Consider the following 17937-nt stretch of genomic DNA (forward strand, 5'->3'; position numbering starts at 1 on the left):
GCCAGATTTATCACTGGCTTTATTGTTGGTTACGGATGTTGAGGTGCTGGGGTTGCCTTAACTGTATATTACGATAATGGAAATATGTGTCATTGCGAGGAGGCACGACGAAGCAATCGCATACTCTACAGATCGGCTCTGCTTCTGTGCGATTGCCGCGCTTCGCTCGCAATGACATGGTGATTAAACGTTATTTCCTTATGCCCAATCAAAATCCACCACCCTGCCATTCAACTTCCATTTGGTTGGTAGCATGGTTTCCATCCAATCCAATGGCTGGCCCAGTGGCTGTACTTTAGCGGCTTGTGCAAATGCTGTTTTCACGGCTTTCTTTTGCTCTTCACCCATCGCCTCAGGCTGACCGGAGATAAACAACGGCGCACCGCTTTCGGCCAATAATTGCAGCCATTGCTTGTTTCTTTTCCATTCGATATCTTTAGTTAAGCCCACGCAATCGCCGTCTACCGCGTAAAAAGCGTTGTGCTGAGGCAGGCGGAAAGCCAGCGTGTTTACGCCCATTTTACGGGTACGCGCCCATTCGTGCCCACTGGTATCATCACCAATACGGCAAAGCTCAAATACGCCTGCCGAAAGGTGGCTCATGGTATTACAGCCTATTACATAAATTCCGTCGCCGGCGGCCTCACGAATAGAGCGGTACAGATGCAGGATGATCTCGGCGTTGGTTTTACTCCTGTCGTTAAAATGCCAGCCCGGCGAGGTAAAGCTATCCTTCATATCAAAACCCCAGCGACCGGCAATATCATAAGTGGTAAAATCGTGTTTCACCATTTCATAGCCCCATTGCTTGTACACATCAAAATTATGTTTGATCCGGGCTATATTTTCGGGAATGGTTGGGTCGAGCGTTGGATTTTTAGGGTTATCCCTGCCGGGGATCTTTGGTGCCAGCAGGCTCGCCTTTTCATCGTGCCTTGCGCAAAGCGGGCGCATCCAAAGTCCGGGACGCATACCCATTTTTTTGATCTCATCGCCAAGGGCATGCATATCTTTAAACTTATCGTTAGGCTTTGAAAAATCATCGTTCCAGCCGCCATCACCCGGTAACAATGGCGAATAAGTTGCCCAGCCTGCATCTATTACCGAGAAAGGTTTATTGCTATGGTCTGTAACCAGTTCGGCCATCATCGCTGTTGTTTTTTTGATCAAATCGGCCGAATTGTTGCCGTAGGCAAAATACCAGTCGTTAATACCATATACCGGTTGTTTAGGGATCCGTGGCTTTTCGCACATCATTTTACAAAAGCGATGTGTGGCGGCAAAAGTGTCTTCGCCGGCTTTGGCGTTTGCAGTGATAACATCAGCAGCGTGCAGTTGTCTGTCGCCCAGTAATACACCTACCCCACCTGAGGTTGTATCTAAAGTAAGCTCGATATTATCGGCATTAACTCCCCACCAACAAATACTATTGGCGCCGGTTTTCACACCGAAACAAGCTGTTTGCTTTTCATCATGTATAATTACATACCATGGATTTTTAATACCCGCGGTCATTGTTTTCCATTCCAGGTCGCCGTAAGAACGTTCCCAGTGATCGCCCAGGAATTTGGCAGATGCACCGGTGTTATGCTTCCATTTTAAACGCACCGCGTTTAACTCTTGCTTTGGCGATGATACATAAATACCCAGCGCGTTGCCGCTGGTTTTTAAACTTACGCTGATCTCTTTGTAACTGTAGTTCGATCCGCCTGAGGCTTTAAGCTTAACCCATTCGGTACCCGATTGCGCCCAGACTTCATCTGGAGCATTCATGATAACGGCACCGTTTGAAGCCGCGTGAGTAAGCCTGCTGAAAAGTAAGGCTGCCGATGTGGTTGCAGAAAGTTTTAGGAAATGCCGTCTTTGCATAGTTGATGTAGTTGCGATGTGATTATCTGTTAACGTAACATTTAAATTGGTTTACAACATTACTAAAAGGATTAAGCAAAAACTAATACGATCTTATTAATTTGTTAAAAAAATCACACCTCCTTGCAGGGCGGCATAGGCAATAAAGTTTAACAATAACTTAATCTACAAAACGAGGGCATTGTAACACCTTAGTGATATAATTGCCGAACCGATAAAATGATAATGGAGGATATAGAATTACTGTCGAAAATTAAAACAGACGACAGGGAAGCATTTAATTCTTTATTTTTAAAATACTATCCGCTATTGTCAGATTTCTGCAGGTTTTTAGGAGCAGACAATGATGATGGTGAAGACATTATAGCCGATCTGTTTTTAGACCTCTGGGTGAAAAGAGAGCGGCTGCAGATTCATACCTCCATAAAATCATACCTGTACGGAGCCATAAAAAACAGGGTTTATACTTTAAAAGGCAAAAGCCAGAAAGTTGAACTGTTACCTGAAGAGTACGCGTCGGACAAACCCATAGGCGATCACCTTCGCCCCGATGAGATCCTGTTCAGGAAAGAGCGCCGCCTCATAATTGAGCGTTTTATAGATGAATTACCGGAGCAGGGAAAACTTATTTTCTTGATGAGCTGGCATCACCAGCTTGAGCACCATGAGATTGCCGAAATTTTAAATATCTCGCCCAATACGGTAAAAACTCATATTTACCGGGCCATCAATTATTGCCGCAAGCGCCTGCTTTTGTTAAATAATTAGTCACAATATTAACATTACATTAAATCGTAAAATCATGTAATCGGATTGCAGCCTTTTGAATACTTACTTCAAAATGGCGCACATGGATGAACATCATTACCTATTGATCATAGGCTACCTGGAGGGAAAAATATCCGAAGAGGAAACTCAATATTTATTGCAAAAAGTTCAGACCGATAAGGAATTTTCTGACGCGTTTGAAGATATTGCCGAGATCTGGTCGGCCAGGAAGCCCGTGCCCAATAATAGTATCAAAGCTAATGATGCCCTGAACCGCCTCAATAAAAAAATAGATCAGCTTGAAACGCCATCCAACGAACAAGCATTGCCAAAACCCAATGCCATTATTCTAAAACTACGGCCTGTACTGGCCGTAGCGGCTTCGGTATTATTACTGGCCTGCGCGTTCTGGTTTTATAAAATCCACATCAGTAATAAAACTGCCAATACGTTTGCCCTTATTGAAAACCATACAGCACCCGGACAAAAAAAGAAGATCAATTTGCCCGATGGTACCATTGTAACCCTTAATGCATCAAGTAACCTGCACATTGCAGGAAATTTTGACGACGAGAAACGTGAAGTGTATTTAGATGGTGAAGCTTTTTTTGATGTAAAACGCAATCCGCAGAAACCATTCATTGTACATACGGGTAAAGTTGCTACCCAGGTATTGGGCACGCATTTCAACGTATCGGCCTATGTTAACGATAGTAATATCACGGTATCGCTTGTAGAGGGCAAGGTTCAGGTTGATATGAATAATGATCCATCAAAACGGGTCATACTCGATCCCGGTAAGCAAATGATCTATTCAAAAAGCGATGGCCAGGCTCGTGTTACTGATTTTATAACTGAAGATATTACCGGGTGGAAGGAAAATAAGCTGGTGTTTAACTACGACAGCTGGACCGACGCCGCTAAAAAGCTAAGCAGATGGTATGGCGTGCCTGTAAAACTGCAGGACAGTACCCTGCTGCGCTGCAAACTGAAAGGCACTTTTGATAATATCCCGCTAAACAAAGTAATGGAACAAATAAAAATGGTTTCGGATATATCATGGAAAATGCAGGGTAAGGCCATGATCATATCCGGTAAATGTAACTAAACACAAGAAAGGTAAAACTTAATGAAATAAAGAAAAGCATAAAACAACAACAGGCAGCATGATCAGATCACACCGCCTGCTCCGTAATCAGGTCCTCGCCAAAGGGCCCAATTCAAATTAGTATTAGCAATCTCAAAAATATGAAAAAATATATATTCTCACTTTTAAGTGCGATTTATTTGATGTGCACGGTTGTACAGGCCGGAGCAACAACCCAAAGCCGTACTTCCGATCCGGTTTGCACCATCCAGGTTACCGGAAAATCAATCAAAGAGGTATTTTCCCTAATTGAAAAACAAACCGGCTTACACTTTATACACAATGCAACAGAGGCCCAGCTGAGTAAAAAAATAAGCCTTTCTGAAAATAACCAGCCTATTGACGAAGTATTAAAAAAAATAGCCAGGCAATCGGGCCTGTCATTTAAAAGGACCGATCAAACCATATATGTACAAACCTCGTCAAGAATACTGCGCGTTACCGGCAAGGTAGCCGACTCGCAAACAGGCGAAGCCTTACCCGGTGTTTCGGTACGAGTAAAAGAAAGCGCAGATGGAACAATTACCGATGTAAACGGTAACTATCATCTTGAAGCAGTAGAAAACAGCACTTTAGTGTTTTCGTTTATCGGCTATCAATCGCAAGAGGCAACAGTTTCCGGCAGCACGCTCAACATTTCATTAAAAGCCGATCAGGCTGCATTGAAAGAGGTAGTAGTTGTGGGCTACGGCAAGCAATCGCGTAAGCTACTTACCAGCTCTATTGTAACCGTTCAGAACAAAGATTTTAACCGGGGTGCTCTAAGCAACCCCGCGCAATTGCTACAGGGTAAAGTTGCCGGCTTAAATATCACCCGCTCCGGCGATCCGAATGAAAGCCCGTCTATAAGCTTGCGCGGCCCCTCAACCCTGCGTACCGGCCCAGCCCAGGAACCTTTTTATGTAATTGACGGCGTAGCCGGTGCCGATTACAGACTTGTAGCTCCTGACGATATCGAAACCATCGATGTATTAAAAGACGCCTCCGCCACAGCTATTTATGGTACCCGTGCGGCTAATGGTGTAATCATCATTACTACTAAAAAAGGTAAAAGCGGTCAAACCGCCATTTCATATAATGCTTATGCCGGTGTCGAAAAAATTGCCAACAGCATTAAAATGATGAATGCTACACAGCTTGCCGATTACCTGAGCAAAAACAACCTGGCCCTTGACCCATCCGACCAAAAAGGCGCTAATACCGATTGGCAAAAAGAGGTAAGCCGTACCGCTTACTCACAAAACCATAACGTTGCCCTTACAGGTGGTTTTAACCAAACTACTTACAGCGCTTCGGTTAATTATTTTGATGATAAAGGCATTTTGAAAGGCAGTGCGCTTAACCGATTTACTACCAAAATGGCCGTAGAGCAAAAGGCATTTAATGACCGTTTGAAATTAGGCTTATCTGTAAACAACAGCACAAGTAATTCAGACATCATCCCCAATCAAAACATTGTATTATACAACATGCTGCGCTACCTGCCAACTGTTCCGGTAATGCAAAATGGTGCGTATACAGAAAACCTGCAACGTATACAATACTATAACCCGGTTGCTTTGCTGGCCGATGCTTATCAAAAAACTAAAAGCAAACTGAGCTTAATAAATGCTACTGCTGAGTTAAAACTCCCGTTGGGTTTTACTTATAACATCAGCCTGTCTACCCAAAATGAGCAGGTTAACGGCGGCGCTTATTACAACAGCCAGTACACCCTTGACCAGGGCGTTCATGGCGAAGCTTACCGCTCGTCATTTGAAAATACCCGCAAAGTGGGGGAAACTTTTTTGACCTATGCCAAAACCACGGGCAAACATGATATTAACGTACTGGCAGGTTACAGCTTGCAGCAGGATGTAAACGGCGACGGTTTTCAGGCCAATAACCGTAACTTTCCTACAGATGATATTGGCTACCTGAACATTGGCCTTGGCTCGCCGGCAGGTGATTTCAGGACAGACTGGGGGGCCAACCTATATCAAAAACTCCGTTTAATATCTTATTACAGCCGTGCTAAATACAGCTATGACAATAAATACCTGCTACAATTATCATTAAGGCGTGATGGTTCATCGGCATTTGGTGCAAACAACAAATGGGGTACTTTCCCTTCTGCATCATTAGGCTGGCGGATCACCGAAGAATCGTTCATGCAAAACCAGCATTTATTTAACGATTTGAAATTAAGGGCAAGTTATGGTATCACCGGTAACTCGCTGGGCTTTGATCCGTTGATCTCACAGATTAAATATGGTTCGGCAGGTGCATTTTATTATAATGGTGTGTTCACTAATTCAATAGGCCCCTCGCAAAATGCTAACCCCGACTTGAAATGGGAAAAAACCACCATGTATAACTTAGGTTTGGATTTCTCTTTATTCAACGGCAGGTTGAGTGGAACTATCGAAGCCTACGACAAAAAAACCAACGACCTGATCTACTTTTACCCGGTATCAACCACCCAATATTTTGTGGGTACTTTAACCGCCAACGTAGGTTCAATCTCCAATAAAGGATACGAGGTTACCATTAACGCTACTCCTGTAGCTACAAGCAGCTTTAAATGGAATACCTCTCTTAACATAGCGCACAATAAAAACAAACTGGTATCACTGTCAAACAGCAGCTTTAAACTTGACTCTATTCCGCAGGCAGAACCAGGCGGCCAGGGTGAAACAGGTTACAAAGTACAGATCCTGAAAACTGGTTATCCGGTAGGTCAGTTCCTGCTCTACAAATATGCCGGTAAAGATGCTAATGGCGTATCGCAGTTTTACAGCCACAGCGGCGGTGTAACTACTACCCCAACTTCTAAAGATTATTTCTACGCCGGTAACGCGCAGCCTAAACTGGTGTTCGGCTTTAATAACAGTTTTAGCTATGGCAATTTTGATCTTAATCTGTTTGTGCGAGGCTCGCTTGGTGGCAAGATCCTGAACGCTACCCTTGCCGATTTGAACCGTACCAGCGACGTAAGGAGCTATAACCTGCCCGCTTCATCCGCCAATGAATCGCCTAAAGATGTGAATGCTTATTTATACTCCGACCGTTATATTGAAAGCGGATCATACCTGCGCCTGGATAACGCTACCCTTGGTTACACCTTCCCGAAATTTACGCCGGGCATCCGCAATTTACGCGTGTATGTATCGGGTAATAACCTGGCCGTTATAACCGGCTATAAGGGTATTGATCCGGAGATTTCATTAGGCGGACTTACACCGGGTATCGATAATAAAAACTATTACCCGCGCACCAGGGCTTTCCTGTTCGGTTTAAGTGCATCATTTTAAATCAAACACCATTAAAAGATCAACATGAAAACTTCCATTCATAAATACTGTGCCCTGCTTTTCGCGGCCATTACCATATCATCATGCACCAAAGTTGATGTGCCTGTTGAAACCGAATTAACTCCATCAAACTTCCCTACTACCCCGCAACAGTTTATTCTGGCTTCGGGAGCTGCTTATGCGCAGTTGAGGGGTTCATTTGCACAATCATACTGGCAAATGCAAACCCTGAGTACCGATGAAGCTATTATGCCCGCAAGGGCCGGGGGCTGGCGCGACGGCGGCCGTTACCAACAGCTGCACTATCACAACTGGAATGCCGACCTGCCACAGGTTCAGGATGCCTGGACATGGGGTTTTGGTACCATCAGTACCTGTAACCGCATCATCGCTACGTTTGCGTCATCACCGGATAACGCTGCAAAAGCTACTACCATTGCCGAACTGAGGGCAACACGTGCCATGATGTTTTTCTTTATGATGGATCTTTACGGCAACATTCCGGTAGTAACCACATTTGGTTCTGCTGATAAACCTGCTACCACCGCGCGTAAAGATGTATTTGCCTTTATCGAGAAAGAATTAAACGAGGTGATCCCCAACCTGAGTACCGTAGTTGATCAGACAACTTACGGCAGGCCAACCCAGTTCACCGCCTACGCCATACTGGCCAAAATGTACCTTAACGCCGAGGTTTACACCGGTGCGGGCCGCTACAACGATGCTGTTAAAATGTGCGATAACATCATGCAATCAGGAAAATACGCTTTAGAGGATGATTACTTGAAAATGTTTTACCCGGATAACGGCCCAAAAGTTAAAGAATTTATTTTCGCCATCCCTTATGATCACGCGCTGGCCCAGGGCGAGCAATTTAGCTGGTATTCGCTGCATCCGGCGTTGCAGGCCAAATATGGTTTGCTTTACCGCTTAAGTAACCCATGCAGCACCATTCCGTCGTACTATGCTCAATTTAACGATCCCAACGATATCCGCACCAGCATTTGGCTTATTGGCAAGCAGTATGATTTTGCGGGCAATCCCATCATCATAAAAACAACTAAAAAAGGTTTGGATGCTTCATACGCGGGCCCCGACCCTACGGCTCCTATTGATTACCAATTGACGTTTACGCCAGATCTTACACTGGTTGACGTACCTACCTTTGAGGTTGGGGGTGACGAGCTGGGTAAAGCGAAAGGTATCCGCAATAACAAATACTACCCGGATGTTACAGCAACCGACCGTAACCAAAGTAACGACGTGCCTGTTTTCCGTTATGCCGATATACTGCTGATGAAAGCCGAAGCCATTTTGAGGGGCGCTACTCCAACAAATGGAGAAACAGCTCTATCGCTAATTAACCAATTAAGGACTAAACGTAAAGCAGCTACCTGGAGCAGCGTTGACCTTCCCAACCTTTTACAGGAACGCGCACGCGAACTAAACTGGGAAACTTGGAGAAGGAACGACCTGATCCGCTTTGGAAAATATGAAGAATCATGGGGTTATAAAACCGACAAGGATGTTAACAAACGCCTTTTCCCTATCCCATCTGCCGAGCTTATCTTAAACTCAAAACTGCAGCAAAACACCGGCTATTAATAATATTTGTACCCCTATTTTATTGCCTGGCTGTCCCGTTATTTCGGGGCAGCTTTTTTGTTTTTCATACCAAATAACTGCTGCCACTCACCTCCTGGACACAAGTGTAGGGAAGATAAGAGATTGCCAGTAATGTTGGTGTAAAAAGCCATGTCATTGCGAGGAGGAACGACGAAGCAATCTCGTAGCTATGCAGATCGGACATGCATTGGCTACGAGATTGCCACGCTGCGCTTGCAATGACATGGCTTTTATTTGTTTTTCCAAGCCATCGCCCTCTTTTGCCACGGCGGCCAGAGGCCGCTTTATAATTACCACTCGCCTGGAGGCGAGCGGCGGCGATCGTTATTTACACGTTACTCATTTTTATCTTATCACCAATAAACCACAAACTCCGTTTGCCTTTCGGCAACAGTTTTTAATGAAAATTCAAAGTCATGATTTAGCATGATTTCGCGCACCAGGGTTAGGCCTATGCCCTGTCCATCTTTTTTAGTGCTGAAGAACGGGGTAAACAAGTTAACCTGTTGCTCGGGACTAATGCCTTTGCCGGTATCAGTAATGGTTAGTTTCTTTTCTTGGGGATTGATGGCAAGTGTTACCGAACCGTTGCCATCAATAGCCTCGATGGCATTTTTAACGATATTGATAAAAGCCTGTTCCAGTTGCTGTTCATCGGCCATGATCGTGATTGGTTCCTCCGGCAAATCAAGATTAAGCGATACGCCTTTTTGTTTGGCACGGATGCCCATTAGCTTTACTACCGATTCTATAAGCTTTTGCAATATAACGGGATGCTTATTGGCCGGCGGCAGTTTAACCAGATCGGCAAAGTTGCGCATGAACAGGTTCAGGTTCTGGTTTCTGTCCATAGCTACTTGTAAGGCATCCTTTATTGGATCAAAATCATGCCCCGCCCAAAGTTGATCGGTTTTCATCGCCGACTGCATGATGGAATTTACCGGGCCAATGGTATTATTAACCTCATGTGCCATCATCCTGATCACTTTGCCATAAACCTTCTTTTCGGCCGCAAGGATCTCGGCAGTCAAATCTTCCAACATGATAAAATGCCGCGAAAATCCACGGTCAATAAAGTGCGACTTTTGCAGTTTGAAAGAGTTAACGCCGTCCAGCTTAACTACCATAGTTTCGCCCGATTTAAGGGCTTTGATGTGTGCAAAAACGGGATGCTTTAACTCGCCAATCAATTCACCAACTACAGCTTTTTCATCAATAGCCAAAACCTGCAAAGCTTTAGGGTTTATTTGCTGTACGCGGTCATCAAAATCAAGAATGATGATGCCCGTTGGCGAGGTATAGATCAGCTTTTCTAAAAAGAAATGCTGCTGTTCCTGTCGTGTGCGTTCGGTTCTTAGCTCGTCCATCATTTGGTTATAAACATCAATCAGCGCATCAACCTCAAGCTTGCCTGTTGAAAGAAACTTTACATTAAAATCTTTGTCTTTTATGGCTTCAATACCTTGTAGTAACATTTTTAAAGGCAATACAAGCTGGCGGTAAAGCTGTATAGCCACAGCTGCCGAGAGGAGAACAAAAGCTTCGGCTATGATAAAATAGATCTTATTGTCGATAAAAATAAACCATGCAAGCACCAGGGTAAGCAGGTGCAGGATCAGCACAAATAAAATGTATTTAGTCCTCAGCTTCATCGTACGGGATCTGGTATTTTTCGAGCCGCCGGTACAGGGCGCTGCGCGTGAGCCCCAGAGCCGCCGCGGCCTTGCTTATTTTATTTTTATGATGATCTAATGCCCGTTTTATCATTTCTACCTCTACCTCTTCTAAAGTTAAGGTGCCCACTCCCGGCAACTGGATATTTCCTTTTTTTACCGGGGATAATTCCAATTGCGACCGGAAATCATCAATGCTCAATTCATCTCTCCGGCTCACTAAAATGGAACGCTCCACCAGGTTTTTCAACTGTCTGATATTACCAGGCAAGGGTAGCTGCTGTAACCATTTCATAACCGATGGCGCTACCGACAAATTGGGCCGGTTATAGATCTGCTTTAAATTATTAATAAAAAAGCTAACCAACAAAGGAATATCTTTCGGCCGCTCGCGCAGGGCAGGCAAATAAACCGTGATCAAATTGATCCGGTAAAGCAAATCCTCACGAAAAGTACCACGAGATACCATCTCGTTCAGGTTTTTGTTTGTCGCGCAAACCACACGGGTATCTACGGTTTTGGTACGACTGCTACCTAATACCTCGTAGGTGCGGTCTTGCAATACACGGAGCAGTTTCACCTGACTGCTCGCATCCAGATCGCCTATTTCATCTAAAAAAATGGTGCCCTTGTTGGCCATCTCAAAGCGGCCTACCCTGTCAAACCGGGCATCGGTAAACGCGCCACGGATGTGACCAAACATTTCGCTCTCAAACAAGGAGGTAGAGATACCGCCTAAATTCACTTTAATAAATGGCTTATTACGACGAAGACTGTTCTGATGAATTGCTTCGGCAATCAGTTCCTTACCTGTACCACTTTCGCCCATGATCAACACTGATGCATCTGTTGAGGCCACCCGGCCGATGGTTTCCAAAATATCGAGCATCCGGGAATCTTCACCTACAATATTTTCAAAATTGTAGGTTTTGTCCAGTTGCTTACGGGTACGGTGCTCCGTCTTTTTATCCTGTAGATCAAGCAGTGTTTTTACCGATTGGATAAGGTGCTCGTTAACCCAGGGTTTATTGATAAAATCGTTGGCGCCAAGCTTCATGCCTTTAACTGCCAACTCGATACTTCCCCAACCGGTTATCAGGATCACCGGAATGGCACTGCTAAAAGCCTTGATCTTTCCAAGCAGGTCCATCCCCTCCTGTCCCGAGGTATCTATCGAAAAATTAAGATCAAGAATGATCAGTTCAGGGGCTTTTTTCCTGATGATCTTGAGGGCTTCAGCAGGTTCGCCAACACTTACAGCATCATAACCCTCACTTTTCAGCAGCAGGATTAGCGAGGTGCGTACGGCAATATCATCATCAATAACCAATATCATAACAAGCGGTCAATATCGTAATTATTCTTCGTGTAAAGCAACAGCAGGGTAAATAGCCGCCGCCTGTTTGCCGGGGTAAAGCGAGCAAATGAGCACCAGCAAGTAAACAAACAAAATAGATACGAGCATACCCTCTATGTAAACTATAGCGGGCAAATCAAATACATTCAATATCGGAAACTGAACAGCAAAGAAAGTACCTACAATGAGTGCCAATGTAGCCAGGATCATGGATTCGGACACTAATTGAGCCGAAACAGATTTGCCTGTAGCGCCAATGGCCCGGCGTAAGCCTATCTCACTCCTGCGCCTGTTGATATTATACCATAATACACCAAACAAACCGAGCGCTACATTAATAACCAGGAAAGTACTCACGATAGCTAATATGATCATGGGTACCAATGCAAAATAGTTTGCGTTGGTTAGCTTATTGGAAAGGTGCTCAATTTCAACGTTGGCATTTTTCATATTATTGGCCATGGTTTTATAAAGTTTCCCTTCAAAAGCAGCATCAGCACCGTCATCAACTTTTACCAGTATTTTGTCGAGCCAGCGGAACGAGCCTGTATCTGTTCTGAAATACATACCCGGGCCCGGGTCCAGGTAATCTCCGTTTCTTTTTATAGTTTGTATTACGCCAACTATCTTATACTTTTCTTTATCATCGTAATTACCTAAAAGCTTACCTACGGCGGGTTCATTGCCAAACGTTGCCTCTTTTAAATCAGAATCAATAACAATGTGTTTGTTTTTGCTTACTACATCTTCTTTATTAAACCAACGTCCCTCTAACAAGGTTACATTCATCACTTTTTCATAGTAATCTTCAACAGTAAAATTATTCAGGTGCTCTACATGCTTGCCCTTAAATGTTAACCCGCTCTGGTTAGTTCGCGACGAAAAGGGAATGTTGCCACTTACAAAAGTGATATCTTTTACATGCGGCAGCGATTTTATTGTTTTGCGCAGTGTTTCGTAATAAAGGTTAAGCGAATCAACATTTTTTGTTTGGTATGAATTATCATAATTGATCACCCATACATCCTGGTATTTAAAGCCCATTGGCTTTTTGTAATTGTTGTAGTAAAACATCAACAGCGTAAATACCGCGAAAAGTACCAGGAAAGATACCAGCATCTCGGTAATGAGCAGAAAGTTCTGCTTCTTTTTATTCCAGATGAGTTTAAATAAATGCTTAAACATAATATTTTGATTTAAGAATAAATGATCATTAAGCTTTGAGCGCCGTAACCACATTTAGTTTTGACATGCGCCATGCAGGGTAAACGCCCGACAATAACCCAAAAACAAGGCAAACCAGCAAACCGATAAACAAAACCGTAAAATTGATACTCAGCTCAAGGTTATCTATCAGGTTGGCGTTATTGATAGCGTAAAGCGCAAATACTGACAACACCGTTCCGATTACGCCGCCAAGTATAGTAAGTATCAGATTTTCAACAAGAAATTGGTAAACCAGTGTTTTTGATGATGCCCCAAAAGCCTTCCTAACACCAATTTCTGAAGACCGCTCCATAATCCTGGTGATGTTGATATTGACCAGGTTAAGTGTTGGCAGCAGGGTAAAAATAAATACGAAAATGCTTATAGCCGTAACCACGATAAATACGCCCGATTGCTTTTCGTTCCCGGTATCAACATAACTCCTGAAAAAAGTATTGGCATGGCTGTAAACATGTTTAAATTCTTTTCGCTCCACAGGTACCCTTGCTATGATACTTTCATATTCGGCCTGCATTTTAGGTATATCGCCCGGCGAGTTGCCTAGCAAGATTGCCATATAAGCACCCAGGTACCCCTTACTCTTATAATCTTCTTTTGATACAGTATAAGGTAAATAGATATCACTGTAAAGCATGTAATTAGTTACAGGTACGTTTTTCACAACGCCAATTACACGGTAGTCGACGTTATCTGCCTCGATATATTTACCTACTACTGTTGCTACATCACCAAAATACTGACGCTTCATATCCTCAGATATAATCGCCACGCGATCTGCATTAGTTACCTGCTGCTTGTTGAATGGCTTACCTTCGGTAAAATCATAATCGAGCACATCCCAATACTCGGCATTGGTGTATTTAAAATTGACTGCTATCTTTTTGTTATTGACATAGGTATTGGTACCCTTAAACATAGATGATATAGCAACCTTAACTGGTGTTTTCATCATCCCTGTGTAATGGCTCAAAAAGTAATAAGACAATGTACTTGACATCATATTTTCCTCGCCCGATTCCTGAAGCCGGTTAATATACAATGACCTATCCCGTTTTTTATCCGGGTAGTTATCGCCAACTACCTTATTAATAAAAGCGGTTAAAACCATCAATATGGTTAAGGTAAAGCTTATACCAAACAGACTGATAAACGTGAAGAACTTGCGGCGCTTGAGTACCGCTATGGCTATTTTAAAATAATTTTTAAGCATGACTTTCTATTTTAAAACCGGTTAATTATTGAACCTGGGCACCATCAAACAGGCGCACCAAACGATGGGTTTTGTGCGCCATATTTTCATCGTGTGTTACCATTACTATGGTAGTACCGTCGTTACGGTTAAGGTTAAGTAATATCTCCATAATCTCGTTGCCCATGGCACTGTCCAGGTTACCTGTTGGCTCATCGGCCAAAATAATTTCTGGTTTGCCTACGATAGCACGTGCGATGGCCACGCGCTGGCGCTGACCACCTGAGAGCTGTGTAGGAAAATGTTTCAAGCGATTAGCCAGTCCCACTTTTGCCAGTGCCTCGGCTGCCAGTTCGCGGCGTTGTTTGGCGGTGGTATCACGGTAAAGTAAGGGCAGTTCTACATTATCAAGCACTTGTAAATCGTTGATGAGATGATAACTCTGGAAGATAAATCCCAGCTTTTTATTACGGAACTGTGCCAGTTGCTTATCATTCATGCCTCCTGTTTTTTGATCATCAATCCTGATCTCCCCTTTTGATGGCGCGTCAAGCAGGCCCATGATATTAAGCAGGGTGCTTTTGCCGCAGCCCGAAGGGCCCATAATGGATAAAAACTCGCCTTTGGCAATATCAAGGCTCACGCTGTTCAGGGCCAGGGTTTCGATGGTATCGGTGCGGTACACCTTTTCAATGTTTTGTAAACGGATCATATCGTTAGGTTTGAATTATTGAGTTATTGATTTAGTTATAGGTTATTTTTTTGTTTGTTTCAAAGTCGTAAAGTGAAAGATAGCGCAATTGGTAGTAAGCTCCCCAAAAATCGCGGAGAGCGCTTACATAATCACGCTGCGCCTGGTCGTTTTCGCGGAATGCTATACCCAGGTCAGTGATACTCAGATCGCCAAGCACATACCGTTCTCGGGCTATCTTGTATTTTTCGCCGGCAATACTGTCAGCACTCGCGGTATATACCAATTGCTCCTTCATCATGTTAAAAAGTGACACCTGGGTAATTATCTCCTGCTTAAAAGTCTGCTTATCCTGCTCAACGGCATACTCGGTAAGTTTTTGGTTAGCCAGGGCTGTTTTGGCCCTTGATTTTGATCTGCCCCAATCCAGTATCGGTACCGATAGCTGTAACTCAACCACCTGCTGATTTTGTGGGTTCTTGTATACATCAGGAATATTGGTGGCCGTATTAGAGAAACCCAAACTGGCAGTAAGAGTAGCTGTGAGGCCGTTTTGCCCTTTAGCCTTGGCCACATCACGTTTGGCTTCGGCCAGGCGGCGCAAAAAAGCTATAGCTGCCGATCGGTTAGCATTGGCCTCGGCAAGCACCCTATCTGATGATACCGTCATATTGCTAATGTCTTTTGGAACTGCTAAAACTATCCTGTCGTCCCCCGCCTGCCCTATAAAACTACGTAGTGTAAGTGTGCTAATTTCCACATCGCGTTTGGCTGTACCTACCGCTTTTTGCGCGTTTATTTTTTCCAGCTGCAATTGAAGTATATCGTTCTTTGATACTTTTCCCAACTCATACTTTAAGTTGGCTATTTTAATGATCCCCTCAGTGTTGGCTAAATTCGTTTCGGCCATTTTAAGGTTTACCTGTGCCAGCAACAGATCAAAGAAGTAGCCTTCTACATCAACCGCTATCTTTTCCTGCGCTTCAATGTAAGCCTGCTTACTTTCATTAAACTTTAAAGGCTCAATCCTTTTATCCCATTTAAGGCTATTGAACTGAAACAGTGGCTGGGCATAATTTATACCGTAAGGTATGCCGTTATACAGCACATTATGACGGTCAAAATCATCAAAACGCTGCAATTGCGTAGTACCATAAATTGTACCGCCTGTAGCCGTGATACTCTGACTAAAGTCAAGCCTTAGCTGCGAATTATCGTTATGAATCGGCTGTACAAGGAACGTACCATTAGGTTGTTGCACCTGCGAAAATGTTTTGGTATAGCCCGGTAAAATACCGCTTAAAGCCAACTGCGGCTGATAGTTTGATTTATAGGTGCGATATTCCCAATATTTGGTTTCGCGCGTAGTCGCGGCCTGTTTAGCGGCAATGGAGTTGGCCTTAGCCAAATCAACCACCTGCTGCAGGGTTAGCCTAAGGGTATCGCTACCACTGCGGCCAAATGCGCCCGAGCTTAAGGTCAATAACAGTATGAAGTATAGATATTTCATGATGCTCAATTCGTTTTTCCAGATCGTCATTGCAGGAACAGTTTCTCCCAAACCTGGAAATACAAGCCCAAACCTTGTAAATCCATGCTGTGAACCGGGATTACACTGTCCCCGGCAATGACGCTTCTTGTTTATTATTTTACTGTTACTTCTTTTGAGTTTTTATATTCACTCATATCCGATGTAATAACCTCATCACCAGCCTTTACTCCGCTCTGTATCTCCACATAATCAAAATTGGTGAGGCCAATGTGTACTGTACGACGTTCGGCTTTACCGCTATTCAGCACAAAAATGTCCTGAACCGATGGGCCTTTAAATGCCGGACCGTTGGCCACCCGCATGATCTTGTTATGCGTGGCCGTCACCAGAAAAACATCCACTTTCAGGTTTGGCCGCAGCAGTTTATTTGCCCGGTCATCAAGCTGTACATCAAAAGAAATTATGCTGTTTTGCACCGATGGGGATACATTACTTACATGGCCACGCAATTGATCGTCATTTATGCGCACAATTACCGGCAAACCGCTACGTACCTGATCGGCCACGTTATCAGAAACACTGCCCTGGATCCGGAAGCTGCCTAAATCGGCAATGCGGGCCAGGGTTTCCCCCTCGTGAATATTAGCACCAATATTTTTGTTTACGTAGGTAATAACACCCGCGCGGGTTGCCACTACGTTGGCTAAGTCGAGTTTACGCTGCAGTTCTTTCAGATCATTTTGCTGGATATCGGCCGCTATTTCAGCCTCCTTGATCTCCAGTTGCATGGTTTGCTGCTTGCTTTTGATCTCGTTTTCCAGTTGTTTTTTTTCCAGTTGGGCAACTTTCAGGTTCAGTTCGGCTTGTTCTATGTTTTCGCGGGTACCGCCGCCTGCTTTGTACAGGCGTTTAGCATTCTCAACAGCGTCTGCAAGGTTGCTGATGTGAAGTTGCTTAATATCGTTGTTGGATTGAATGTCGTAGAAGCTTTTGTTCAGATCAAGCTTGAGTTTATTGATCTCGGTACGTTTGGTTTCGAGTTGAAATTTTTGTTTCTCGTAATCGGTTTGGGTGGCCGATTTATCAAGGGTCAGTATTGATTGACCTGCTTTTATCTTATTACCGGCATCCATCAGCGCGCTTTTGATAGAGGCGTTTATAGGACTGGTGATAATTTCTTCAAATTCCGGCAAAACTTCGCCGGTAGCGTTTATGGTATTTTCGATGTTGCCGATCTCAACTTTAGCAGTTGTTATTTCGGCACGGGTGATGGTTGATTTAATATATCCCCGCAAAAGCATTACGGCAAACACCAAAACAGCCAGGCTGATAGTGCTGATAACCGCCGTTTTTTTGCGTTTGGCAGATGTAACTTCAAGTGCAATTTCCTTATCCATTGTGATAAATTTGGACAAGGTTTTGCAAGAGCTATACCAATATTAAACACTTAAAAACCAATACATTACGGATTTTTATTTTTTGAAAAGTGATCGATATCGGACAAAATTTCTGTTATCGACCGTTGATTGGTTTTGATTACGTTGATTGCGCTGATTACTTTGAAAGCTTCCCCAATGAAGAAGTTGCGTACCTATGGCACGCTAA

General features: G+C 43.8%; 12 protein-coding genes. 4 read left to right on the forward strand and 8 right to left on the reverse strand.

Translation table 11 applies throughout. From position 1 onward, the window contains the following. Nucleotides 1-198 precede the first annotated feature (198 nt). Nucleotides 199-1869: an alpha-amylase family protein gene (locus EAH55_RS16775; RefSeq protein WP_121810653.1), complete on the reverse strand. Its 1671-nt coding sequence runs from the start codon at nt 1867-1869 to the stop codon at nt 199-201. Nucleotides 1870-2094: 225 nt separating this feature from the next. Between EAH55_RS16775 and EAH55_RS16780 the strand changes: the two genes are divergently transcribed. From EAH55_RS16780 to EAH55_RS16795, 4 genes are all read left to right on the forward strand, one after another. Next, complete coding sequence (locus EAH55_RS16780; RefSeq protein ID WP_162996914.1) at nt 2095-2637, forward strand: RNA polymerase sigma factor; 543 nt, start codon at nt 2095-2097, stop codon at nt 2635-2637. A 55-nt stretch (nt 2638-2692) separates the two neighbouring features. Next, entirely contained in the window at nt 2693-3745 is a 1053-nt protein-coding gene (locus EAH55_RS16785; protein ID WP_162996915.1) for a FecR family protein, read from the forward strand. Between the two features lie 140 nt (nt 3746-3885). After that, nucleotides 3886-7077, forward strand: a complete 3192-nt coding sequence (locus tag EAH55_RS16790; RefSeq protein ID WP_121810656.1) for a TonB-dependent receptor — start codon at nt 3886-3888, stop codon at nt 7075-7077. 24 nt (nt 7078-7101) lie between these two features. Then, nucleotides 7102-8682 carry a RagB/SusD family nutrient uptake outer membrane protein gene (locus tag EAH55_RS16795; protein WP_121810657.1) on the forward strand — a complete coding sequence of 527 codons (1581 nt, stop codon included), beginning with the start codon at nt 7102-7104 and terminating at the stop codon, nt 8680-8682. Between the two features lie 374 nt (nt 8683-9056). Here the strand turns inward: EAH55_RS16795 and EAH55_RS16800 are convergent, their stop codons facing one another. The 7 genes from EAH55_RS16800 to EAH55_RS16830 all read right to left on the reverse strand — a co-directional run bounded on the left by EAH55_RS16800 (nt 9057) and on the right by EAH55_RS16830 (nt 17729). After that, on the reverse strand, nt 9057-10355 hold the full coding sequence (locus EAH55_RS16800) for a sensor histidine kinase (protein WP_121810658.1): 1299 nt from the start codon (nt 10353-10355) through the stop codon (nt 9057-9059). Continuing rightward, nucleotides 10339-11712: a sigma-54-dependent transcriptional regulator gene (locus tag EAH55_RS16805; RefSeq protein WP_121810659.1), complete on the reverse strand. Its 1374-nt coding sequence runs from the start codon at nt 11710-11712 to the stop codon at nt 10339-10341. The genes EAH55_RS16800 and EAH55_RS16805 overlap by 17 nt, the downstream gene beginning before the upstream one ends. Before the next feature lie 21 nt (nt 11713-11733). Next, nucleotides 11734-12918, reverse strand: a complete 1185-nt coding sequence (locus EAH55_RS16810) for an ABC transporter permease (protein ID WP_121810660.1) — start codon at nt 12916-12918, stop codon at nt 11734-11736. A 28-nt stretch (nt 12919-12946) separates the two neighbouring features. Next, nucleotides 12947-14170, reverse strand: coding sequence for an ABC transporter permease (locus tag EAH55_RS16815; RefSeq protein WP_121810661.1), 1224 nt, complete (start codon nt 14168-14170; stop codon nt 12947-12949). A gap of 25 nt (nt 14171-14195) precedes the next feature. After that, complete coding sequence (locus EAH55_RS16820; protein WP_121810662.1) at nt 14196-14861, reverse strand: ABC transporter ATP-binding protein; 666 nt, start codon at nt 14859-14861, stop codon at nt 14196-14198. A gap of 31 nt (nt 14862-14892) precedes the next feature. Next, nucleotides 14893-16350: a TolC family protein gene (locus EAH55_RS16825; RefSeq protein WP_121810925.1), complete on the reverse strand. Its 1458-nt coding sequence runs from the start codon at nt 16348-16350 to the stop codon at nt 14893-14895. A 134-nt stretch (nt 16351-16484) separates the two neighbouring features. After that, complete coding sequence (locus EAH55_RS16830; protein WP_121810663.1) at nt 16485-17729, reverse strand: efflux RND transporter periplasmic adaptor subunit; 1245 nt, start codon at nt 17727-17729, stop codon at nt 16485-16487. Nucleotides 17730-17937: the final 208 nt, after the last annotated feature.

Origin of the sequence: Mucilaginibacter kameinonensis (genome assembly GCF_003675385.1) — a bacterium.
GTDB lineage: Bacteria > Bacteroidota > Bacteroidia > Sphingobacteriales > Sphingobacteriaceae > Mucilaginibacter > Mucilaginibacter kameinonensis.

Bases quoted from the DNA above. Each gene is read 5' to 3' on its own strand.
- EAH55_RS16775 (WP_121810653.1), bottom strand. From the start codon at position 1,869: ATGCAAAGACGGCATTTCCTAAAACTTTCTGCAACCACATCGGCAGCC.
- EAH55_RS16780 (WP_162996914.1), top strand. From the start codon at position 2,095: ATGGAGGATATAGAATTACTGTCGAAAATTAAAACAGACGACAGGGAA.
- EAH55_RS16790 (WP_121810656.1), top strand. From the start codon at position 3,886: ATGAAAAAATATATATTCTCACTTTTAAGTGCGATTTATTTGATGTGC.
- EAH55_RS16795 (WP_121810657.1), top strand. From the start codon at position 7,102: ATGAAAACTTCCATTCATAAATACTGTGCCCTGCTTTTCGCGGCCATT.
- EAH55_RS16800 (WP_121810658.1), bottom strand. From the start codon at position 10,355: ATGAAGCTGAGGACTAAATACATTTTATTTGTGCTGATCCTGCACCTG.
- EAH55_RS16805 (WP_121810659.1), bottom strand. From the start codon at position 11,712: ATGATATTGGTTATTGATGATGATATTGCCGTACGCACCTCGCTAATC.
- EAH55_RS16810 (WP_121810660.1), bottom strand. From the start codon at position 12,918: ATGTTTAAGCATTTATTTAAACTCATCTGGAATAAAAAGAAGCAGAAC.
- EAH55_RS16815 (WP_121810661.1), bottom strand. From the start codon at position 14,170: ATGCTTAAAAATTATTTTAAAATAGCCATAGCGGTACTCAAGCGCCGC.
- EAH55_RS16820 (WP_121810662.1), bottom strand. From the start codon at position 14,861: ATGATCCGTTTACAAAACATTGAAAAGGTGTACCGCACCGATACCATC.
- EAH55_RS16825 (WP_121810925.1), bottom strand. From the start codon at position 16,350: ATGAAATATCTATACTTCATACTGTTATTGACCTTAAGCTCGGGCGCA.
- EAH55_RS16830 (WP_121810663.1), bottom strand. From the start codon at position 17,729: ATGGATAAGGAAATTGCACTTGAAGTTACATCTGCCAAACGCAAAAAA.